Source organism: Pelomonas cellulosilytica (assembly GCF_021353265.1).
GTDB lineage: Bacteria > Pseudomonadota > Gammaproteobacteria > Burkholderiales > Burkholderiaceae_C > Pelomonas > Pelomonas cellulosilytica.
In genome coordinates this window covers 386,773-407,747 of record NZ_JAJTWU010000002.1, presented here as the reverse complement: position 1 = coordinate 407,747, position 20,975 = coordinate 386,773, and the positions used below count along the sequence as shown (strand labels likewise).

Here is a 20,975-nt window from a genome sequence, read left to right as displayed (position 1 = left end):
CGCGCGGAGCCGCCGATGAAGCCGCGCCACGTGCGCCTGCTGGGGCTGCTTGCGATGCTGGCGCTGCTCGCGCTCGCGGGCGGCCTGGTGTTGAAGGCCTTCCGCCAGAACCTCGTCTTCTTCGTCACGCCCAGCGAGATCGCCCGCGGCGAGGCGCCGGCAGGGTCGCGCTTCCGGCTCGGCGGCCTGGTGGCACCGGGCTCGCTGCAGCGTGACGGCGACCGCGTGCGTTTCAACGTCACTGACGGCGCGCGGGATGTGGCCGTGAGCTACCGAGGCACGCTGCCCGACCTGTTCCGTGAGGGTCGCGGCGTCGTCGCGCAGGGCCGGCTGTCGGGCTTGGCCTTCGTCGCCGACGAGGTGCTCGCCAAGCACGACGAGAACTACATGCCACCAGACGCCGCGGCCGCACTGAAGAAGGCGGGCGCGCGATGACGCCCGAGATCGGCCAGTTCGCGCTGCTGCTTGCACTCGCCGCTGCGCTGGCGCAGGCCGTGCTGCCGCTGTGGGGCGCGCAGGCCCGCCGCGAGCGCTGGCTGGCACTGGCGCAACCGCTGGCGGGCGTGGGCTTCGGGCTCGTCACCGTGGCCTTCGCCACGCTGGTGGCGAGCTTCGTGCGGATGGACACCTCCGTCGCCTACGTGGCCAGCAACGCCAGCCGAGCACTGCCGCTGGGCTACCGCATCACCGCCAGCTGGGGTGGGCACGAGGGCTCCCTGCTGCTGTGGGTGTGGATGCTGTCGGCCTGGGGCGCGCTGGTGGCCGCGCGCGGCGGCGGGCTACCCGTCGTGTTCGCGGCGCGCGTACAGGGCGTGCTGGGCCTCGTGGCCGCAGGCTTCCTGGGCTTCATCGCGTTCACGTCCAACCCGTTCGACCGCCTGCTGCCAGCGCCGCCGGATGGCCGCGACCTGAACCCGCTGCTGCAGGACCCCGGCATGGCTGCCCACCCGCCGCTGCTGTACCTGGGCTACGTCGGCTTCGCGGTGGGCTTCGCTTTTGCCGTGGCCGCGCTGCTGGAGGACAACCTGGACGCGCGCTGGACGCGCTGGGCCCGGCCGTGGGTGCTAGCCGCATGGTCGGCGCTGACGGCGGGCATCCTGCTCGGCAGCTTCTGGGCCTATTACGAACTTGGCTGGGGCGGCTTCTGGTTCTGGGACGCAGTCGAGAACGCGGCCTTCATGCCGTGGCTGCTGGGCACCGCGCTGATCCACTCGCTAGCCGTGGCCGAGAAGCGGCCGGGCTTTCTGCGCTGGAGCCTGCTGCTGGCGCTGCTGTGCTTCTCGCTGTCACTGCTGGGCACGTTCCTTGTGCGCTCGGGCGTCGTCACATCGGTACACGCGTTCGCGAGCGACCCGGCGCGCGGCCTCTTCATCCTCGCGCTGCTCGGGCTGTCGGTCGGCGGGTCGCTGGCGCTGTTCGCCTGGCGCGGCCACCGTGCGCCGTCGGCCGAGGGTTATGCGCTCGGCTCGCGCGAGTCGCTGCTGCTGCTGAACAACCTGCTGCTGGCCACGGCCACCGGCACCGTGCTGCTGGGCACGCTGTATCCGCTGGCGGCGGAAGTCGTCAGCGGCACGCGGCTGTCGGTGGGTGCGCCGTATTTCGACACCGTCTTCCCGCCGATCACGCTCCCGCTGGCGGCGCTGCTGGCCGTGGGGCCGCTGGCGCGCTGGCGCGTCGCCGGGCTGCAGCGGCTGCGCCCGCTGTGGCCGCTGGCCGCCGGTGCGCTGGGCGCGGCGGCGGTGCTGGCGCTGTCGCTGCAGGGCACGCTGTGGCTTGCTGCCGGCGTGGCCACGGGGCTGTGGGCGCTGGGCGGCACGCTGGCGCTGGCCTGGCGCCAGCGCGCGGCCTGGCGCGACAGCCTGCCGCTGTGGCTGGCGCATGCCGGCATCGGCGTATTCGTGCTGGGCGTGACGCTGGTGCGCAGCCTGGAGCAGGCGCACGACGTGAGCCTCGCACCGGGCGAGCAGGTGGCCGTGGCCGGCCATGTGCTGCGCTTCGACCGGCTGGAGGCAGTGCAAGGCGCCAACTACCGCGCGGCGCGCGCGCGGCTGAGCTGGCAGCGCAACGGCGAGGCGCTCGCACTGGCGCCCGAGAAGCGCATCTACGCACAGCGCGAGATGGCGATGACCGAAGCCGCCATCTCGCGCAGCCTGTGGTGCGACGTGTACGTGAGCCTGGGCGAGGCCGGCAGCGACGGCCGCTGGTCGCTGCGGCTGCAGGTCAAGCCGTTCATGACCTGGGTGTGGATCGGCGCGCTGGCGATGGCCGCGGGCGGCCTGTGGGGCGCGCTGGCCCGGCGCCGCCGCCAGCCCGTACCTGAAGCAGACACCGAGGTCGCAACCCGCCCCGCCCCCGCCACATCCCTCGCCCCCACGCTGTCCGCGCCATGAAGCTCCGCCTCCCCGCCCTATTCCCGCTGCTCGGCAGTGCCGCGCTCGTCGCGCTGCTGGCCCGCGGCGTGCTGCAGCACGACGCGCAGGCCGAAGCGCCGTCCCCGCTGATCGGCAGACCCGCGCCGGCGCCGATGCTCGACACGCTGGACGGCGCCGCCCGGCCGCTGCAGGGCGAGGTGTGGGTGCTCAACGTGTTCGCGTCGTGGTGCGGCCCGTGTGGCGCCGAGATGCCGGTGCTGGGCCAGCTCGCGCAGCAGGGCGGCGTGCGCATCGTGGGGCTGGACTACCGCGACACGCCCGAGCTGGGCCAGGCCTTCCTGAAGCGCCATGGCAACCCCTACGCCTTCACCTGGCGCGACCCCGAAGGCCGCGGCAGCCTAGCCTGGGGTATCACCGGTGTGCCCGAGACCTTCGTCATCGATCGCCAGGGCATTGTGCGGCTGCGCCACACGGGCCCAGTCACGGCCGACGACCTGAAGCAGCGCCTGCTGCCGCTGATCGAGAAGCTACAGCATGCGTGACGCCCTGCTGCTGCTCGCCGCGCTGCTGGCCGCGCTGCTGACGGTCGCCGCGCGGGGCGACGACGTGCTGGACCAGCGCGTCGAACGCCTGGCGCAGGAGCTGCGCTGCGTCGTCTGCCAGAGCCAGAGCGTGGCCGAGAGCAGTGCGCCTCTCGCGCTGGACATGAAGCGGCTGCTGCGCGAAGGCCTGGCAGCCGGCCGCAGCGAAGACGACCTGAAGCAGGAGCTGGTGCAGCGCTACGGCGAGCAGGTGCTCTACCGCCCGCCGGTTCACGCCGTCACGCTGCCGCTGTGGCTAGGCCCGCTGGCACTGCTGGCGCTGGGCGGCCTGCTGTACTGGCGGCAGTCGCGCGGGAGCCGGCCATGACGGGCTTCGTGCTCGCCGCCGTGGTGCTGACACTGGCGGCGCTGCTGCCGCTGGCGCCCGCGCTTGTCGCAGCCGGCCCGGCGCCGCGCGCCTGGCGCACTGCGGCCGTGCTGGCGCTGGCACTGCCGCTGGCCGCGGCCGGGCTGTACGCGCAGCTGGGCCACCCCGGCGCCATCGACGTGCCGGCCGCGCCGCCGCCGGACCCGATCCGGCAGATGGTGCAGCGCCTGGCCGACCGGCTGCAGCGCACGCCCGATGATGCCGAGGGCTGGGCGTTGCTGGCCCGCGCCTGCGAGCAGCTCGGCCGCCCGCAGGACGCGCTGCCCGCCTACGTGCAGCTGGAGCGTCTGCGTCCCGACGACCCGCAGCCGCTGAGCCAACACGCCGTGACGCTGGCGATGGTCAAGGGACAAACGCTGGACGGTGAGCCCGAGGCGCTGCTGAAGCGCGCGCTGCAGCTCGACCCGCGCCACGTGCCCACGCTGGCGCTGCTGGGCAGCGCCGCGTTCGAGCGCGGCGACACCGCGGCGGCGGTCGGCTACTGGCGGCGCGTGCTGGCCGAGGTGCCGCCGGACGGCGACGTGGCGGCGTCGGTGCGCGACAGCATCGCCAAGGTCCAGGCGCGCTGACGGGCGCCGCGTCAGCCGGCGCGCGGTGGCCGCATGCCGGCCATGTCCGGCATCGCCTGGCGCATAACGTCGGCAAACACGCGCAGCCGCGCCGGGTAGAGCCGCGCATAGGGATAGAGCAGGTACACCGGCAGCGGCGACGCCTCCCAGCCGGGCACGAGCTGGCACAGTCGGCCGCTGGCGAGGTCGTCGGCCACCAGCCAGGCCGACAGCAGCGCGGCGCCCACGCCGGCCCGCACGGCGCTGCGCGCGGCGTAGAGGCTGTCGGTGCGCAGCCGCGGCGTCAGTCGCACATGCTCGCGGCGTGTCGTTCCGGGCTGGTGCAGGTCTAGCTCGTCGCGGTAGAAGCGCGGCAGCGTCACCCAGGGCAGCGCCGCGAGGTCAGCCGGCGTGCGCGGCGGCTCGCCAGCACCCCACAACCCGGGCGGGGCCACCAGCACGCGCGGCACCTCGGCCAGCCGCACGGCCACGAGCGACGGGTCCTGCACATCGCCGACGCGGATCGCGCAATCGATGCCCTCGGCGATGAAGTTGGCCTCGCGGTCCTCCAGCAGCCAATCGACGCTGACCTCGGGATGCGCGGCCAGGAAGCGCGCCAGCGGCGCGACCAGCACCTCCTGCCCGAAGGCATGCGGCGCCAGCACGCGCAGGTGGCCGCGCGGCTGCTGCTGCGCGCCACGCAGGTCGGCCTCGACGGCGGCCCAGCTTTCCAGCAGCGCCTTGGCGTGGGCGTAGCAGCGCTCGCCGTCCTCGGTCAGCCGCATCGCATGTGTGGAGCGTTGCAGCAGCCGCAGGCCCAGCCGTTTCTCCAGCCATTGCAGCCGGCGGCTGACTGTCGGCTGCGTGCTGCCCAGCTGCGCGGCGGCGGCCGACAGGCTGCCGGCCTCAACGATGCGGACGAAGGTCTGCATCAGCTCCAGGCGGTCCAGCCCGGTGGATGTCGGCTCTTTCATGCGTACGATGTATAGCCCATGTTCATTCCAGCCGTCTACACCGTTTGGTTATGCGCCGCAAGAATCCCGGCATTCCCTCTTGCCGGAGTTTCCGCATGAACTCGCTTCCCCTGGCCCATGGCGCTTCCTCTGCCGCTCGACACGCCGCCCTGCCCCGCTCGCTCGTGCTGCTGCTGGCCACCGGCGCCGGTCTGGCCGTGGCGTCCATCTACTACAGCCAGCCGATGCTGGGCGTACTGTCCGGCGCGCTGGGCGCCAGCGCCCGCGACACCGGCTTCGTGCCCACGCTGACGCAGCTGGGCTATGCGCTGGGCATCCTGCTGCTGGCGCCGTTGGGCGACCGCTTCGACCGCCGCACGCTGATCCTGATGAAGGCCGTGCTGCTGGCGGCGGCCCTGCTGGCCAGCGGCCTGGCGCCGGGGCTGCCGGCGCTGCTGGCGGCCAGCCTGGTCGTGGGCCTCACGGCCACGCTGGCGCAGGACATCGTGCCAGCCGCTGCCACGCTGGCGCCTGAGGCCAGCCGCGGCAAGACGGTGGGCACGGTGATGACCGGGCTGCTGCTGGGCATCCTGCTGTCCCGCGTGGCCAGCGGCTTCATCGCGGAGCGCTGGGGCTGGCGCGTGGTGTACGAGCTGGCCGCGGGCAGCATCGTGCTGTTCGGCTTGGCCGCCTGGCGCGGCCTGCCGCGGCTGCCCGCGGCCAGCCGCATGCGCTACGCCCACCTGATGGGGTCGCTCGCGCAGCTGTGGCGCCAGCATGCCGAGCTTCGGCGCGCTGCGCTCGCGCAGGGCCTGCTGTCGCTGGGCTTCAGCGCGTTCTGGTCGACACTTGCGGTGATGCTGCACGGCCAGTACCAGATGGGCAGCGAGGCGGCCGGTGCCTTCGGCCTGGCCGGCGCCGCCGGTGCGCTCGCCGCGCCGCTGGCCGGCCGCCTGGCCGACCGGCGCGGCCCGGAGCTGGTGACGCGGCTGGGCGCGGGGCTCGCGATGGCGTCGTTCGCCGTCATGGGCCTGGGCGTGCTGCTGCCGGGCCAGGCGCAGATCGGCCTCATCGTCGCGGCGACGGTGGGCTTCGACTTCGGCATCCAGGCCACGCTGGTGGCGCACCAGACCGTCGTCTACAGCCTGGACCCCGCCGCGCGCAGCCGGCTGAATGCGCTGCTGTTCACCGGCATGTTCATCGGCATGTCGGCCGGTGCGGCACTGGGCAGCCTGGCGCTGGCGCGCTGGGGCTGGATGGGCGTTGTGGCGCTGGCCACTGCCGCCGCCGGCGCCTCGCTGGCCGTGCGGCTGAGCCGCCGGCACGGCGCCCGCTGAGGTTGCCGCGCCCCCAGCCCTCGCCCGGAGACTCCGCATGCCCGCCCTCGTCCAAGCCACGCCGCAGGCCCGGGCCCGCCGCCACTGGCGGGCCGCTGCAGCGGCACTGGCGCTGTTTGCCGCATCGCTAGCGGCCACGGCAGCCCCGGTGCGGCTGCACTTCGTCACCAAGCAGTTCCCGCCCTATGCCTTTGTCGGCGCCGATGGCGAGGCGGCCGGCCCGATGGCGGACCTGCTGCGCAGCGTCTGCGCCAGGGCGGGCTGGGCCTGCAGCGTCAGCGTGCTGCCGTGGCGCCGGGCCTACCAGGTGATCGAGGCCGGCGGCGCCGACGGCATCTTTCCGTTCGTCGACACGCCCGCACGGCATGCCCAGTACGCGATGAGCCCGGAGGTCGTCCGCGGTCGCTACGTGCTGCTGGCGCGCGCCTGCGCCCCCGGCTGCGACGCACCGGCCTGGCCGCCCACCGGCACGATCGCGGCCTTCGGTCCGTCTGAGGCGAGCCGCACGCTGACGGCGCTGCTGCAGACGCTGCCCGGCGCACAGCCCCATCTCGAACCGGACGCGGAGGTCGTCGTGCGCAAGCTGCTGGCCGGGCGCTACGGCGACGACGGCCTTGCGCTGGTCAACGAGGCGATGGCGAACTGGCAGCTGTCGAGCCGCGGCGGCCCGGGCGCCCAGGCGCTGAGGCCGGTCCGCGTCGTGCGCGAGTTCAGCTATGGCTATGCGCTGACGCGCAAGCGCGGCCACGAGGTGCTGGCGCAGCGCCTGGCCGACGAGCTGCAGGCGATGTGCCGCAGCGGCGAGACGGCGCGGCTTTTCAAGCCGTACGAGCTGGTGGCGGCCGACTGCCCGCCCGTCGAGGCCGGGCTCAAGCGCGCACCGCGCCATCATTTGTAAGCCCCGGCGACGGGTTGCGCATATCGACCCACGCTTTGCTTCCATGGCCGCCGGTGAAGCCGGCCTGGCCGGCTGCTAGGCTGTCGCGCCTCGCCGCCGCCCTGCCATGGACACGCCCGCCCCCCTCGCACGCCCCGCTGCCGTCGGCTTCGGTGAGGCGTTGCGCTTCTGGCTGAAGCTCGGCTTCATCAGCTTCGGCGGCCCGGCCGGGCAGATCGCCATCATGCACACCGAGCTCGTCGAACGCCGCCGCTGGATCAGCGAGCAGCGCTTCCTGCACGCGCTGAACTACTGCATGGTGCTGCCCGGCCCCGAGGCACAGCAACTGGCCGCCTACATCGGCTGGCTGATGCACCGAGGCTGGGGCGCCCTGGCGGCCGGCTGCCTGTTCGTGCTGCCGTCACTGTTCATCCTCATCGCGCTGTCCTGGGTCTACCTAGCCTTCGGCCAGCTCGCCGTCGTGGCGGGCGTGTTTTACGGCCTAAAACCGGCGGTGACGGCCATCGTCGTGCACGCGGCACATCGCATCGGCAAGCGCGCACTTAAGAACGCGTGGCAGTGGGGCATCGCCGCGGCGGCCTTCGTCGCGCTGTTCGCCTTCGGCGTGCCGTTCCCGCTCATCGTCATCGCGGCCGGCCTCGTCGGCCACGTCGGCGGGCGCATGGCGCCGCAGCATTTCGCGCCCGGCGGCGCGCATGGCGCGGCAGGCCAGGGCTACGGCCCTGCGCTGATCGACGACGACACGCCGCCGCCGCCGCACGCCCGTTTCACGCGCGGGCGGCTGGCGCGCGTGCTGGCCACGGGCATCGGACTATGGGCCGCCGGCATGGGCGGGCTGGTGCTGGCCTTCGGCTGGCACGGCGCGCTGGCGCAGATGGGCTGGTTCTTCACGAAGGCAGCGCTGCTGACCTTCGGCGGCGCCTATGCGGTGCTGCCCTATGTCTACCAGGGCGCCGTGGAGCAGCAGCACTGGCTGACCGGCGCGCAGATGATCGACGGCCTCGCTCTGGGAGAGACGACACCGGGACCGCTGATCATGGTCGTCGCCTTTGTCGGCTTCGTCGGCGGCTGGACGGCGCAGTTGTTCGGGCCGGATTCGTTGTTCGTCGCCGGCGCCACGGCGGCGGCTGTCGTCACGTTCTTCACCTTCCTGCCGTCATTCGTCTTCATCCTGGCCGGCGGGCCGGTCATCGAGAGCACGCATGGCAAGCTGCAGTTCACGGCGCCGCTGACGGCCATCACGGCGGCCGTGGTGGGCGTCATCCTGAACCTGGCGCTGTTTTTCGCCGGACATGTGTTGTGGCCGCACGGCTGGGCTGGCCGGTTCGATGCCGTGTCCGCCATGTTGGCCGTAGCGGCGAGCGTGGCGCTGTTCCGCTTCAGACTGGGCGTGCTGCCGCTGCTGGCGGGATGCGCGGCGCTCGGCGTGGCGCTGTCGTCGCTGGACCTGGGCGCGTGAACGGCGTGGCACGGCGCGACCTGCTGCTCGGCTTGCTGGCAGCGCCGCTGCCGTCGCTGGCCAGCGGGCAGGCGCTGGCCCGCCGCCTTGCCGCGTGTTACGCCGGCCAGCCGCCACTGGGCTATGTGACCGCGCTGATCTGGTCGGCCCGGCGGCGGCTGTCAGGCGGCGCGCTACCGCCTGACAGCCGGCAGGCGCTGCAGGGCCTGACCCCTGACATGCCGCCGACCGACTGGCCCGCCCGCGCCGGCTGGGCCGCGTTCGCCGAAGCCGCGCGCCACGACGGCGACGCGGTCGCGCGAGAACGCGCGCTGCTGGCGCTGCGCACGGCGCTCGTCGACACGGCCGACGGCCCGCGCGTGGCCGGCCTGCGACCGTGGACGGACGACCTGTTCATGCCCGCTCTGCTGTTCGACCGCGCGCTGCCGCTGTTGCCGCGCGATGAGCAACCACGCGCCGCCGAAGCGCTGGGCGCGTCCTTGGCGCAGCTGGCTGCACGACTGCAACGGCCCGGCGGACTCTTCGGTCATGCCGATGACGCGCCCGTCGCCTGGGGCCGCGGCAATGGCTTCGCCGCGCTGGGCCTGGCGGTAGCGCTGGCCGGCCCTCTGTCGGCCGTGTCACGCTGGGCCGCGCCGCTCCGAGAGCGGCTGCACCGGCTGCTGGAGGCGCTTCTGCCGCTGCAATGCGGCGACGGTCTGTGGCGCCAGGTGCTGGACGTGCCCGACATCCCCGGCGAACTCACCGTCACCGCGATGGCCCTGGCCACGCTCTCGACAGTGCGCGCGCAGGGCTGGCTGCCGGCCGCCCGCGTGGATGACGCGCTGGCCCGCGGCTGGGCCGCCGTGCTCGACCGCATCGATGCCGATGGCGGCTTCCGCGACGTGTGCGCCAGCACGCCGGCCGGCCCGACGCTGGCCTTCTACCGCGAACGCCCCATCGTCCAAGGCCGGGACGACCGCGCCGCGGCCATGGTGCTGCACGCGGCCCTTGCCGCCAGCGGGCCCTGACGCCCGCTGCGGCGCCGTGGCTCAGCCGCGAGACATGCGCCGCCGGGCCGCGCCGACGGCGGCCAGCGCCCGGCCGGCCAGCAGCAGCGAAGCAGCGAGCCGGGCTCGGGAAGCGCGCCGCTGGTGGGCACCTTGCCTCCGATGGTGATCACCGGGTCGAGGATGCCCTGACCCAGAAGAGAGGCGCCAGAATTCCAGATGTTGCCCGGCTGGTCGAATGGCGGTGGAGAAGTCGTAGTCGAACGTCACCGAGCTATTGGAAGCGAGCTACTGGCTGTACAGCATCCCGCCGTCGCTATCGAAAAAGTTGTGCACAAACGGATTGCCCATCGCATAGGAGTAGGGAACGCGTCCGCCGGTTGCTATAAAGGTGCCGACAGGCAATAGCGCTATGCCCGCGCGCATTCAATGGCATGCCATGGCCGGCGCGAACACCCTGGGGGCAGGGCAGAAAGTGTCAAGCGGGCCGACATCGGCCTCACAGTGCCTGCATGACAGGCCGGCGGCTGCCAGCACTAGTACCAGTACGCCGGATAGGCACGCCGGCACGCGCGGTGATACGGCACCGCCACGGCCACCATGACGAGCGCGCCGCACAGCGTCGGGAACAACACGAAGCTCCACTTGGGCGCCACGAGGAACACGATGACCGGGTTGGAGCCGGCCGGCGGGTGCATCGTGCGCGTGACCATCATCAGCGCGCAAGCCACGCCCGCGGCCAGTGCGAGCACCCACCACGCCGGGCCGGCCAGCGCCAGCGCCGCCAGCCCCACCGCCGTGCAGATGACGTGGCCCCCGACGACGCTGCGGGGCTGGGCGAAGTGGATGTCCGGGAAGGTGAACATGATGACCGCCGTCGAGCCGAAGCTGCCCAGCACAAGCAACACGCCCAGGTTGAACGAGCAGTAGGCCAGCACGCCGATGATGAGGGCCACGCCGACGCAGCCCAGCGCGCCGCGGCGCAGCGTGAAGCGCGGCGCGGCATCGCCCGGGCGCGGCAGCAGGCGCGGCGCCGCTGACGGCATGGGGAGCTCGACTGCCGGCGTCGCCAGGGCGGCGGGTACGGTATCGCTCATCGAAGGCCTGGAGAGGGGCAAAAGGAGAGCACCCGCGACGACTCTGCGGCCGACGCCCTCCAGCAGCCGTCAGGCCGCTGTCCCTGCGGCGCTGCTGCGCACCGCGCCGAGCTCGCCGGACTCGCGCGCCTTGCGGCCGTAGACGGCCTCGAACAGCGGCGTGGCCATCATCGTCGTGACGACCGCCATCAGCACGAGCATCGAGAACAGCGCCGGGCCGATGATGCCCTTCTGCAGGCCGATGTTGATGATGATGAGCTCCATCAGCCCGCGCGAGTTCATCAGCGCGCCGATGCCTAGCGCGGTCCGGTTGTCCTCGCCAGCCAGCCGGGCGGCTACATAGCAGGCGCCGAACTTGGCCAGCACCGAGGCTGCCAGCACGCCCAGCGCGATCAGCAGCAGCTCCATCGAATTGATCATGTCCAGCCGCGTGTTCAGGCCCGAGTAGGTGAAGAACATCGGCAGCAGCAGGATGACTGTGATGGGCTCCAGCTTCTTCTTCAGCTCGGCGGCGAACAAGCCGCGTGGCATGACGGCTCCGAGGATGAAGCCGCCGAAGATCGCGTGGATGCCGACGGCGTCCATGACGAAGGCCGACATGCAGAAGCAGATCAGCGTGATGGCCAGCACCGTGTGGCTCATGTGGCCGTCTCGCTCGACGATGCGGCCCAGCGGCGCCAGCAGCCGGCGGCCGAACAGCATGATGAACGCCGCCCACAGCACGCCGCCGCCAATAGCCAGCACCGCGACGCCCGGCCCGGCGCCGAACGCCGCCAGCACCAGCGCCAGCACGCACCAGGACACCGCGTCGTCAAACGCGCCGGCCGTCAGCGCCAGCGTGCCCAGCGACGTGTGCTGCAGGCCCTGCTCGTTGATGATGCGGGCCAACATCGGGAAGGCCGTCAGCGCGATGCACGCGCCCATGAACAGCGTCGCATTGGCCGTGGAGATGCCCTCGGCGAACAACCCCGGCACCGTCAGCAGCAGCGGCGTGATCAGGAAGGCGATGAAGAACGGCGCCGCGATGCCCGACACCGACACGCCGATGGCGCTGCGCGCCTTGGTCGCGAAGTGGTCCAGCCGCAGCGTCGTGCCGACGAGGAACATGTACAGGCCCACGCCCAACTGCGCGCCGGTGTAGAGCACGCTGCGCATTTCCTTCGGGAAAAGCGTGGCCTGCGCGTCCGGGAAGAACAGCCCCAGCAGCGACGGCCCGAGCACGACGCCCGCGATCATCTCGCCCACCACCTGTGGCTGCGCGAGGAACTTGCGCCCCAGCCAGCCCACCACGCGGCAGGCCAGCATGATGATGCCCAGCTGCAGGAAGAAGTGGATGCTGAAGTCGCCGGGCGCGTAGGTCTTGGCGACGGCGGGCGCGGCCGGGCCGTGCTTGGCCAGCACGTCGCCCAGTATGGCAATAAGGTCGAAGTCCATGGATGGGGCCTGTGGTGTTCTTGGCTTTCGCCGCTGCCGGGCCGACGGCGCGTGCAGCGACAACGTTGTCTCCGGCGGAATCGGCCTGGACCGAAACGCCGGAATGCACTGTGCCAGTCGGGCTTGCGCTGTCCATCGGGTCTCACAACATCGTGCCTACGTACCTACATCATGCTTGCAGAGGCGCAGGCACGTCGCTACATTGCCCGCCACGATGAAGCTCCTCACCAGCCGCGAGTTCAACCGCGATGTCAGCTTGGCCAAGCGCGCCGCGCAGGGGGAGCCGGTGCTGATCACCGACCGCGGCCAGCCGACGCATGTGCTGATGAGCATCGCCGAATACCGCCGCCTGACGGGCGAAGGCGAGAGCATCGTCGACGTGCTGGCCATGCCCGACGCACCGCCGCTGGACGCCGCCGACGCCACGGCCGACGGCGCCTGGGACCACCGGGAGCCGCTGCGGTGAGCGCGATGTTCCTGCTCGACACCGGCATCGTGCTGGAGCTGCGCAAGGCCAAGGCCGGGCAGTCCGACCCAGGTCTGGCCGCCTGGGCCGCCGGCCTGCCGCGGCAGAAGCTGTTCATCTCGGCATTGAACCTGCTGGAGATCGAAAACGCCGCCGCGCGCCTGGGCCGCAAGGACCGCGCCGCCGGCCTGGCCGTGCGCGAGTGGATCGACACCGCCGTCATGCCGGCCTTCGAGGGCCGCATCCTGCCGGTCGACGCCGCCGTCGTGCGCCGCCGCGCGCAGCTGCCCTATGCCAACACGCGCGACGGCCTGCTGGCCGCCACCGCGCTGGAGCACGGCCTGACCTTCGTCACACACCGCGTCTCCGCCTTCCGCGCCGGCCGCGTGAAGCTGCTCAACCCGTCGGGCTACGTGGCGCCTGCCACCGACGACGACGAAGACTGGAGCCAAGGCACGCAGGCCGGGCAGCAGTGGCTCAAGAACCTCTACGTCCGCGCATGAATCACAAACGTCGCATCCTCATCGTCGGCGGCGGCACCGCCGGCTGGCTGACGGCCGCCTACCTCGCCAAGGCGCTCCGGCTGGCCGAACGCAGCCACCTGGAGGTCACGGTGCTGGAGTCGCCCGACATCGGCATCGTGGGCGTGGGCGAAGGCACGTTTCCCACGATCCGCAGCACGCTGCAGTTCCTCGGCATCGACGAGGCGCGCTTCATCCGCGAGACGGCGGCCACGTTCAAGCAGGGCATCCGCTTCGTCGACTGGGCCGAGGCGCCCGCTGCAGGGCAGCACCGGCAGTTCTTCCACCCGTTCGAGGCGCCCTACTACGACGAGGACATCAACCTCGTGCCCTACTGGCTGCTGCAGGACGAGACCACGCGCGTGCCCTTCGCGCAGGCGATGACGCTGCAGCACCGTGTCGCCGAGGCGCAGCGCGCCCCCAAGCGCGCCGGTGGCCCCGCCTACGCCGCGCCGCTCAACTACGCCTACCACTTCGACGCCATCAAGCTCGCCCGGCTGCTGGCCGAGCGAGCGCGGGAGCTGGGCGTGCAGCACCTGGAAGGCACGGTCACGCAGGTCGCGCTCGACACCCGAGGCGCCATCGCCCACCTCGACACCGACCGCCATGGCCGCCTGGAGGCCGAGCTGTACGTGGACTGCACGGGCTTTCGTGCCCAGCTCCTCGGCGCACTGGGCAGCCCGTTCAAGTCAGCCCGCGGCCAGCTGTTCGCCGACCGGGCGCTCGCCTGCAAGCTGCCCGAGCCGCCGGGCCAGGACGCCAGCGCACCGATGGAAAGCTGCACCATCGCGACCGCCCACGAGGCCGGCTGGTTCTGGGACATCGGCCTGAACGGCGCGCGCGGCATCGGCTGCGTCTACGCCAGCGACTACCTGAGCGACGACCGCGCCGAGGCGCTGCTGCGCGCGCACTGCGGCCCGGGGCATAACGACTTGGCCGTACGCAGCATCCCGTTCACGCCCGGCTACCGCGAGCAGCAATGGGTGAAGAACTGCGTGGCAGTGGGCCTGTCCGCCGGCTTCCTAGAGCCGCTGGAATCCACCGGCCTCGTGCTCATCGAGGCGGCCGTCGGCATGATCGCCGAGATGCTGCCGCACAGCGGCCCGATGGAGGCGCCGGCCCGCCGCTTCAACGAGCTGATGGCCACGCGCTTCGACAACATCATCGGCTTCCTGAAGCTGCACTACGCGCTGAGCCGCCGCCCCGAGCCCTTCTGGCGCGACAACGCCAACCCCGCCACGTTGCCCGCCCGACTGTCCGACCTGCTGGAGCAATGGCGGCTGCGCCCGCCCGGCCGCTTCGACTTCGTGCTGGACACCGAGACCTTCGCGTTCTTCAACTACCAGTACATCCTCTACGGAATGGGCTACCGCACCGACCTCAGTGCAGCGCGCGAGGACTTCCCGCAGATGGCGGAGGCACAGAAGCTGTTCGCCAAGATCCAGCGGTTTGCGGACAAAGCCGTGGCGGATCTGCCGAGCCATCGGGGGTTGGTGCAGCAGATCAATGCGGGGCGGTGAGGCGCCAGATGCCAACTGCTCGTCACTTCGCCGACCTGTCGTCAGCCCATATGCGACCCGGGAATCGAGCAAGCCCGCCTGAAGCAACGCTGGTTGTCACCGAAGATGGCCACGACCTGCTTCAGGGGCAGCCCCTTGAGCTGGCAGGGCTGGCCGTTGCGTTGAGCGCCCTGAGGGCTGCGCAACCCGATGTAGACCTGCATGTGATGGGCAGCGAACGAGTGACGTACGCGCAGCTTGCCCCCGCGAAACGCCTTGTCCACCTCCACGGACTCGCAAGGATCGGCGTGATCGCTGGCGGAATTTCAGACACCGGCGAAGCGCCGTAGCGGCGGCAATCTCGGCTCACTGTTCATTCGCTTCTCGATCTGTTTCAGCGCGAGCCCTCGCTACCGCAGCTCAAACCGCCCCTTCACAAACCGCCACACCATCCCCGACGCGTCGGGCCCCTTGGCATCACCGAAGCGCTCGCGCGCCGCGCCGCCGCTCCACGCGTGACCCAGGCCGACCACTTCCACCCAGGTCGCCACCATCTCACCCGCGCGTTTGAACTGCGTGACCGTCATCGGGTAACGTCGGCCGCGGCGCTGCTGGACGGCCGACTGCGCCTGGGCGCCTGCCGCGTCGGCCCACAGTTGGGCGGCGGCCTCGGCGTTGCGGGCGGACACGACGCCATCGCCGTCGCCGTGGATGACGAGCAGCGGTGGCCATGGCGCGGCTTGGTCGTCCGCCGGCACTGGAACGCGCCGGCCGCGCATCGCGCCGAGCGCTGACGCCGTCGAGCTGGCCGCACCGGGCGGGACGCCGGAGTGCATGACGACGGCCTTGAAGCGCTCGGGGTGGGTCGTCGCAAGCAACGCCGCCATGCTGGCGCCGGCCGACAGGCCCGCCACAGCCGTGCGCTCGCGATCCGCCGCGTAGAGGATGGCCACCTGATCGATCGCGCTCAGGATCCAGGCCGCCTCGGCCTGCGCGCGGCCGGCGCGGGTGTCGAACCAGTTCCAACAGCCTTGCGCATTGGCCAGGCGCGGCTGCTCGGGGTAGAGCACGAGGAAGCGTTCGCGGGCAGCCAGCCGGTTCATGCGCGTGCTGGTGGCAAAGCCTTTCGCGTCCTGGTGGCATCCGTGAAGCATGACGAGCAGCGGCAGCTTCTCACCGAAGCGCGCACCGGCTGGCCGGAACATCCAGTAGGCACGCGGACCGGCCGGCGTCATCACCGAGCCCATCAGCCAGCTGCCATCGCCCGCCGGCGGGCGGCGCGCCTCACGCAGCGGCGCTGCCGCGCGCCGCAGCAAAATGGCCTGCCGGTTCAGCAGCGCGGCCCAGGAGGGCGGCTTCATGCGCCGGCGTCGTCGGCCTTGTCGAGCGTCTCGGGCTCCGGGTGCTCGCGCAGCAGCGCATTGAGCGTGTCGATCTGCACGACCCAGTCGCCATCGTCCTGGTGCCACTGCTCGCGAATGAAGGCACGCTGGCTGTCGTTCCAGAAAGGCGCCTCGGACAGGTTCAAGGTCTGAGGCAGCGGTCGGTGACGGCGCACGAACTGGCGGATCTCGTCGGGCGAGTCCGGCAGCCCCAGTTGCGCGAACAGGTCGGGCAGGTCATGGTGGGTGGTGGTGTCCATCAGCGCTCCTTTCGCGGCCCACGGTGGGGCAGGCAGACGCTGCAGACATTACGGCGCCCGAACGAGAGCCGTTGTCGGAGAGCGCCTCATCCGGGCGTCGCCCGGCGAACCGCGATGGACCGCGATGAGCAGCTTCGAGCGCGGCAGGCAACGCATGAGCAGCCACGGTTTTGTTCGTGGCCCAACGCACAAGGCCGGCCTACAGTGCCCCGGCTCATGCCCTCACGACCACGCCTCGCAACCCTCACCGCCGCCATGCTGCTCGCCGCGACAACCGGCGCCCCGACGGCACAGCCTGCCGCCACGGCCTTCCCGCCTGCGGCCGCGAGCTGCATCGGCTGCCACGTCGGCACAGTCACGGCAGCGCCGCGGCTGGAAGGCCTGCCGGCTGACTATCTCGTCAAGCAGCTGCGCGACCTGCGCGACGGCGACCGGCCGGTCGACGCCGCCCTCGGCGCCGCCCACACGCTGGACCGCCCCGTGGCGCAGCGCCTCGCGCAATGGCTCGCGGCGCAGCCGGCCGCGGGTTGGCCCGCGGCCGCCAGCCCGCTGGGCCAGCGGCTGTACGACCAGGGCGACCAGAGCCGGGGGCGCCCGGCCTGCCAGGTGTGTCACGGCAGCGCGGCGGGCGCCGCGCACGGGCTCAGCGCCCCGCCGCTGCAGGGCCAGCCGGCGGCCTACCTCGCACGCCAGCTGCATGCCTGGCGCGAAAAGCGCCGCACCAACAGCCCCGACGGGCTGATGAACGACGCGGCGCAAGGCCTGACGGACGCCGAGATCGACGCGCTGGCCCGGCACCTCGGTCGGCCGTGAAGGCCGTGGCGGGCGTCAGTTGCCCGGCCGGTCGGCCTGCACCTTGCCACTGATCTTGTAGGTCCGCACGTCATCGGTGATGGGCAGCATGCCGGCGTTCCACGCCTGCCAGTCGGCCCGCAGCTGCGCGAGGCGCCCCGGCTCTCGCTCCGCCAGGTTGGCGCGTTCGCGGGAGTCCTGGGCGAGGTTGAACAGGAACTCGTTGCCTGCCGTCTGGAAGTACTTCCAGTCGCCGTCACGCACGGCGCGCTGCGCGTTGGCCTTGTAGCGCCAGAACAGCTTGCGCGTGACGGCTGGCGCCTGGCCGAGGATCTGCGGCAGCAGGTTGGCGCCGTCGCTGGGGTAGGCCGGGTCCGGCGCGCCGCCGGCCGCGGCCAGCAGCGTGGGCAACCAGTCCATGCTGATGAGCACCTGATCGCTCACCTGGCCCGGCTTCACGCGTGCCGGCCAGCGCAGCAGCGTTGGCACGCGGATGCCGCCCTCCAGCAGCTCGGACTTCTGGCCGCTGAAAGGCCAGGTGTTGCTGAAGCGCTCGCCGCCGTTGTCGCTGGTGAAGACGACCAGGGTGTTCTGCGCCAGCCCCTGCGCCTCCAGCGTGGCCAGCACGCGGCCCACGGCGGCGTCCAGCGCGGCGACGATCTCGCCATAGGTTTTCAGGCTGCCGCCGTCGGTGTGGTTGAGGCTCCTCAGCCGGCGCGACACGGCTCCGTCGCCCGGACCTTCCCAGGGCCAGTGCGGCGCGGTGAAGTGCAGGCTCAGCAAAAAGGGCTGGGCAGCCGTCTGCCGACGCAGGAAGGCCTGGCCATGCTCGGCGATGAGGTCGGTGTAGTAGCCGGCCTTGTCCACACGCACCTCGCCTTCGAACAGGTCCGACGGCAACTGCTCGGCGACGCCGGCCTTGTGGGTGAAGTAGTCCACAGCGCCGCCGGTGTTGCCGAAGAACTCGTCATACCCACTCTTCAGCGGGCCGAACTTCGGCAGTGCGCCGAGGTGCCACTTGCCGAACAGCGCGGTGCGGTAGCCGCGGGCCTTCAGCAGCGATGGCAGCGTGGGGTGCTCGGGCGGCAGGCCGAGCTGGTCGCCGGCGCCGGCGATGGGCTCTTCCAGCCCGCCGCGCAGCCGGTATTGGTATCGCCCGGTGATGAGGCCGAACCGCGTGGCCGAGCACACTGCCGAGTTGGCATAGCCCTGCGTGAAGCGGATGCCTTGGGCGGCCAGCCCGTCCAGGTGGGGCGTGGCGAAGTCCCGCGCACCGTAGACGCCGAGGTCGGCCCAGCCCATGTCGTCGGCCAGGATGAAGAGGATGTTGGGCGGCGCGTCGGCCGCGCGGACAGCGGCCGGCAGCAGGGCAAGGGCACCCAGGCCCTGAAGCAGGCCGCGTCGGGAAGGAGAACTCATGGGATCGTTCTGTCGTGTTGGATTCGGGCGGTGCGCAGGGTCGAGACCCGGCGGGCCCACCTGTGGGGTCGCACCGCGTTCAGCGGGTCAGGACCGGACGAGTGACCGGCCTGCGCTCAAGAGAAGATCACCGGCAACGAGACCTGCACTTCGTCGGCGCCGCCGGCCGTGCACTTCATGCGTTTGACGGCCGCCTGCACGTACTTGTGATACTCCTTCGGGCCGGACGTCGGCGTGACCTCTACGACCTGGTTGCCGCGGATCTTGATCAGCGTCTGCACGGTGCCCTTGATGCCCACGCGCTCGATGGCTTCCTCCAGCGCCGAGGCCAGCACGGCCTCGTAGCCGGGGCAAGCCAGGCTGATCTCTCGCCTGACGATGGCCGGCGGTGGTGGCGGAGCCGGCACCGGGGCGGGCGCTGCCGCCACGACCACCGGCGGCTCCTTCGGCGGCGTGGCCTGCACGACCTGTATGGGCGGAGGCGGCGCGACGACAGGCACGACCTCGGGCGGCGGCACGTAGGCCGGCGGCGGAGCCACCTTCTGTACCGGCTCGATCTTGACGACCTTGGGCGGAGGCGGCGGCGGGGGCGGCGGCGGCAGGACTTCCGGCAGCAGCGCCATCTCGATGGGCTTCTTCAGCGCCTCGACGGCCTTGCCCGCCAGGCCCGTGCTCAGGCCCCAACCCAGCACGAGGTGCAGGCCCACGACGACGGCGATGCCGGTGCCGCGGTTGGTGTTGGCGGGCGGCTGCAGCTGCGAGCGCAGTGGGCCGGCCGTGGCCAGCGCCGGCGGTGCTTCCAGCCGGCGTGGCGCGGGGCGGGCGTCGTCCAGCGTAACGCCGCCGGGCAAGAGAACTGCACTCATGGAATCTCTCCTACTTCGAGTCGTCCAGGAACTGCTCGCTGCCCGTGACGCCGAGCTTGCCGAGGCCGGCCTGGTGCGCGGCCGTCATGACGGCGGCGAAGCGGTCGTACTTGGCGCCAGGCTGCGGCCGCACATGCACTTCCGGCTGAACGGCCTGCTGCCCGGCGGCGGTCATGCGCTGGCGAAGCGCGGCGTCGTCAGGCACGGCCTCGCCGTTCCACAGCACCACGTCGCCAGGCGCAATGTCGATGCGTACGACCTCGGGCGGCACCGGCGGCGGTGCGCTGGGCGGCGCGATCGGCAGGTTGAGCTTGACGCTGTGCAGCTGGACCGGGATGGTGATGATGAGCATCACCAGCAGCACCAGCATCACGTCGATCAGCGGGGTGGTGTTGATGTCGGGCACGGGCAGCGCCGAAGTGATCTGGCGACGCGCGCGGGCGGCCTTTTTCAGCGGCGACATGCTCACAGCGACCTCGCTGGCGGTTCGGTAATGAAACCCACCTTGGCGATCCCCGCGCGCTGGGCGGCCAGCAGCACACGACCCACCGGCGCGTAGTCGCTGCCCGCATCACCGCGCACGTGCACCTCGGGCTGGGGTTGCTGCAGCGCGATGCCCTTGAGCCGCTCGAACAGCGCGTCCTTGTTTGCGATTGGTGCGTCGAACCAGTACAGCTTGCCTTCGCGCGAGACGGTGATCACCACGTCCTTCGGCTCGCTCTCCCGCACCTCGTTGCGCTGCTTGGGCAGTTCCACGGGTACCGAGAAGTTCACGACCGGGATCGTGATCAGGAAGATGATCAGCAGCACCAACATGACGTCGACAAGGGGCGTCGTGTTGATGGCCGAGACGGCCTCGTCCGGCCCTTGGGCGATCTGGATGGCCATGGCGGCAGCCTCAGGCCAGTGCGGGCGTCAGGCCGGGGGCGGCCGGTTGCGGGGCGGCTTTGTCCGCCACGGCCGCATCACCATGGCCTGAGCCCAGCAGCACCGAGTGCAGCTCGCCGGAGAAGTCGCGTACGTCGTCCAACACGATGGCATTGCGGCGCAGCAGCGCGTTGTAGCCCAGCACGGCCGGCACGGCGACGGCCAGGCCGATGGCGGTCATGATCAGCGCCTCGCCCACCGGCCCGGCCACCTTGTCGATGGAGGCCTGGCCGGCGATGCCGATGTTGGTGAGCGCGTGATAGATGCCCCACACCGTGCCCAGCAGCCCCACGAAAGGCGACGTGGAGCCGACGGTGGCCAGCAGGCTCAGCCCGGTGGAGAGCTGGCGCTGCACGCGCTCGGTGGCGCGGTGCAGCGACAGGTCCACCCAGTCGGCGAAGTCCACCTTGGCGCGCAGGCCCTGATGGCGCTCGGTAGCCTCTAGGCTCGCCTCGGCGATGTAGCGGTAGGGGCTGTTCTTGGCGAGCTTATCGGCGCCAGCCTTGACGGTGCCGGCGCTCCAGAAATCCTTCTGCGCGGCACGCGACTGGGCGCCAAGCCGCGCCTGCTGCAGCAGCTTGGTGATGATGACGTACCAGCTGCCCGCACTCATCGCCACCAGCGTGAACAGCACGCCCTTGGTGATGGCATCGCTCTGCGTCCACAGCGACGCGAGACCGTAGGGATTGTCGGTGGGCTGGGCCTGCGCGGCCGCCGTGACCAGCAGCAGGGCTGCCGGCGCGAGGGCGCGGCGCATGAAGGTGGAGGCGGTGAGTTTCATGGCGTG

The 20,975-nt window shown here is 71.6% G+C and carries 23 protein-coding genes; 13 read left to right on the top strand and 10 right to left on the bottom strand.

Going from position 1 to position 20,975, the window contains the following annotated elements:
* Nucleotides 1-15: 15 nt before the first annotated feature.
* From ccmE to LXT13_RS05765, 5 genes are read left to right on the top strand one after another with little or no spacing between them, the layout of a single operon-like run.
* Nucleotides 16-435, top strand: coding sequence for a cytochrome c maturation protein CcmE (gene ccmE / locus LXT13_RS05785; RefSeq protein WP_233370725.1), 420 nt, complete (start codon nucleotides 16-18; stop codon nucleotides 433-435).
* Complete coding sequence (locus tag LXT13_RS05780; protein ID WP_233370723.1) at nucleotides 432-2,390, top strand: heme lyase CcmF/NrfE family subunit; 1,959 nt, start codon at nucleotides 432-434, stop codon at nucleotides 2,388-2,390. The genes ccmE and LXT13_RS05780 overlap by 4 nt, the downstream gene beginning before the upstream one ends.
* Nucleotides 2,387-2,914, top strand: a complete 528-nt coding sequence (locus tag LXT13_RS05775; protein ID WP_233370721.1) for a DsbE family thiol:disulfide interchange protein — start codon at nucleotides 2,387-2,389, stop codon at nucleotides 2,912-2,914. The genes LXT13_RS05780 and LXT13_RS05775 overlap by 4 nt, the downstream gene beginning before the upstream one ends.
* A complete protein-coding gene (locus tag LXT13_RS05770; protein WP_233370719.1) occupies nucleotides 2,907-3,281 on the top strand; it encodes a cytochrome c-type biogenesis protein in 375 nt (124 codons plus the stop codon). Before LXT13_RS05775 ends, LXT13_RS05770 begins: the two co-directional genes overlap by 8 nt.
* Nucleotides 3,278-3,910: a tetratricopeptide repeat protein gene (locus LXT13_RS05765; protein WP_233370717.1), complete on the top strand. Its 633-nt coding sequence runs from the start codon at nucleotides 3,278-3,280 to the stop codon at nucleotides 3,908-3,910. The genes LXT13_RS05770 and LXT13_RS05765 overlap by 4 nt, the downstream gene beginning before the upstream one ends.
* 11 nt (nucleotides 3,911-3,921) lie before the next feature.
* Here LXT13_RS05765 and LXT13_RS05760 read toward each other — a convergent pair whose 3' ends face one another.
* The gene (locus LXT13_RS05760) at nucleotides 3,922-4,863 is read right to left on the bottom strand and encodes a LysR family transcriptional regulator (RefSeq protein ID WP_233370716.1); all 942 of its coding nucleotides are present in this window, start codon (nucleotides 4,861-4,863) and stop codon (nucleotides 3,922-3,924) included.
* 95 nt (nucleotides 4,864-4,958) lie between these two features.
* Here LXT13_RS05760 and LXT13_RS05755 point away from each other — a divergent pair, with 95 nt between their 5' ends.
* The 4 genes from LXT13_RS05755 to LXT13_RS28765 all read left to right on the top strand — a co-directional run bounded on the left by LXT13_RS05755 (nucleotide 4,959) and on the right by LXT13_RS28765 (nucleotide 9,546).
* Complete coding sequence (locus LXT13_RS05755; protein WP_233370714.1) at nucleotides 4,959-6,179, top strand: MFS transporter; 1,221 nt, start codon at nucleotides 4,959-4,961, stop codon at nucleotides 6,177-6,179.
* Nucleotides 6,180-6,216: 37 nt separating this feature from the next.
* Nucleotides 6,217-7,077: a substrate-binding periplasmic protein gene (locus LXT13_RS05750; RefSeq protein WP_233370712.1), complete on the top strand. Its 861-nt coding sequence runs from the start codon at nucleotides 6,217-6,219 to the stop codon at nucleotides 7,075-7,077.
* A gap of 106 nt (nucleotides 7,078-7,183) precedes the next feature.
* Nucleotides 7,184-8,536, top strand: coding sequence for a chromate efflux transporter (gene chrA, locus LXT13_RS05745; protein WP_233370710.1), 1,353 nt, complete (start codon nucleotides 7,184-7,186; stop codon nucleotides 8,534-8,536).
* On the top strand, nucleotides 8,533-9,546 hold the full coding sequence (locus tag LXT13_RS28765; RefSeq protein WP_233370708.1) for a glycoside hydrolase family 88 protein: 1,014 nt from the start codon (nucleotides 8,533-8,535) through the stop codon (nucleotides 9,544-9,546). Before chrA ends, LXT13_RS28765 begins: the two co-directional genes overlap by 4 nt.
* 515 nt (nucleotides 9,547-10,061) lie before the next feature.
* Here the strand turns inward: LXT13_RS28765 and LXT13_RS05735 are convergent.
* Both LXT13_RS05735 and LXT13_RS05730 read right to left on the bottom strand, forming a co-directional pair.
* The gene (locus LXT13_RS05735) at nucleotides 10,062-10,622 is read right to left on the bottom strand and encodes an HPP family protein (RefSeq protein WP_233370707.1); all 561 of its coding nucleotides are present in this window, start codon (nucleotides 10,620-10,622) and stop codon (nucleotides 10,062-10,064) included.
* A gap of 69 nt (nucleotides 10,623-10,691) precedes the next feature.
* Complete coding sequence (locus LXT13_RS05730; protein ID WP_233370705.1) at nucleotides 10,692-12,056, bottom strand: cation:proton antiporter; 1,365 nt, start codon at nucleotides 12,054-12,056, stop codon at nucleotides 10,692-10,694.
* A gap of 214 nt (nucleotides 12,057-12,270) precedes the next feature.
* Here LXT13_RS05730 and LXT13_RS05725 point away from each other — a divergent pair, with 214 nt between their 5' ends.
* From LXT13_RS05725 to LXT13_RS05715, 3 genes are read left to right on the top strand one after another with little or no spacing between them, the layout of a single operon-like run.
* A complete protein-coding gene (locus LXT13_RS05725) occupies nucleotides 12,271-12,522 on the top strand; it encodes a type II toxin-antitoxin system Phd/YefM family antitoxin (RefSeq protein WP_233370703.1) in 252 nt (83 codons plus the stop codon).
* A gap of 5 nt (nucleotides 12,523-12,527) precedes the next feature.
* Complete coding sequence (locus tag LXT13_RS05720) at nucleotides 12,528-13,025, top strand: PIN domain-containing protein (RefSeq protein ID WP_233371209.1); 498 nt, start codon at nucleotides 12,528-12,530, stop codon at nucleotides 13,023-13,025.
* Nucleotides 13,022-14,563 carry a tryptophan halogenase family protein gene (locus LXT13_RS05715; protein ID WP_233370701.1) on the top strand — a complete coding sequence of 514 codons (1,542 nt, stop codon included), beginning with the start codon at nucleotides 13,022-13,024 and terminating at the stop codon, nucleotides 14,561-14,563. The genes LXT13_RS05720 and LXT13_RS05715 overlap by 4 nt, the downstream gene beginning before the upstream one ends.
* Before the next feature lie 389 nt (nucleotides 14,564-14,952).
* Here LXT13_RS05715 and LXT13_RS05710 read toward each other — a convergent pair whose 3' ends face one another.
* Both LXT13_RS05710 and LXT13_RS05705 read right to left on the bottom strand, forming a co-directional pair.
* On the bottom strand, nucleotides 14,953-15,903 hold the full coding sequence (locus LXT13_RS05710) for an extracellular catalytic domain type 1 short-chain-length polyhydroxyalkanoate depolymerase (protein WP_233370699.1): 951 nt from the start codon (nucleotides 15,901-15,903) through the stop codon (nucleotides 14,953-14,955).
* Nucleotides 15,900-16,184, bottom strand: coding sequence for a DUF2789 family protein (locus tag LXT13_RS05705; RefSeq protein WP_233370698.1), 285 nt, complete (start codon nucleotides 16,182-16,184; stop codon nucleotides 15,900-15,902). The genes LXT13_RS05710 and LXT13_RS05705 overlap by 4 nt, the downstream gene beginning before the upstream one ends.
* A 216-nt stretch (nucleotides 16,185-16,400) precedes the next feature.
* On the opposite strand from LXT13_RS05705, the gene LXT13_RS05700 reads away from it, so the two are divergent.
* The gene (locus LXT13_RS05700; RefSeq protein WP_233370696.1) at nucleotides 16,401-16,997 is read left to right on the top strand and encodes a c-type cytochrome; all 597 of its coding nucleotides are present in this window, start codon (nucleotides 16,401-16,403) and stop codon (nucleotides 16,995-16,997) included.
* A 15-nt stretch (nucleotides 16,998-17,012) separates the two neighbouring features.
* Here the strand turns inward: LXT13_RS05700 and LXT13_RS05695 are convergent, their stop codons facing one another.
* The 5 genes from LXT13_RS05695 to LXT13_RS05675 form a co-directional block, all read right to left on the bottom strand.
* Nucleotides 17,013-18,395: a sulfatase family protein gene (locus LXT13_RS05695; RefSeq protein ID WP_255719282.1), complete on the bottom strand. Its 1,383-nt coding sequence runs from the start codon at nucleotides 18,393-18,395 to the stop codon at nucleotides 17,013-17,015.
* A 116-nt stretch (nucleotides 18,396-18,511) separates the two neighbouring features.
* Complete coding sequence (locus tag LXT13_RS05690) at nucleotides 18,512-19,261, bottom strand: energy transducer TonB (protein ID WP_233370694.1); 750 nt, start codon at nucleotides 19,259-19,261, stop codon at nucleotides 18,512-18,514.
* A gap of 10 nt (nucleotides 19,262-19,271) precedes the next feature.
* Nucleotides 19,272-19,724 (bottom strand): ExbD/TolR family protein, encoded by a 453-nt coding sequence (locus LXT13_RS05685; protein WP_233370692.1) that lies wholly within the window; start codon nucleotides 19,722-19,724, stop codon nucleotides 19,272-19,274.
* A gap of 2 nt (nucleotides 19,725-19,726) precedes the next feature.
* Entirely contained in the window at nucleotides 19,727-20,149 is a 423-nt protein-coding gene (locus tag LXT13_RS05680; protein WP_233370691.1) for an ExbD/TolR family protein, read from the bottom strand.
* A 10-nt stretch (nucleotides 20,150-20,159) separates the two neighbouring features.
* Nucleotides 20,160-20,969 carry a MotA/TolQ/ExbB proton channel family protein gene (locus tag LXT13_RS05675; protein ID WP_233370689.1) on the bottom strand — a complete coding sequence of 270 codons (810 nt, stop codon included), beginning with the start codon at nucleotides 20,967-20,969 and terminating at the stop codon, nucleotides 20,160-20,162.
* Between the last annotated feature and the right edge of the window lie 6 nt (nucleotides 20,970-20,975).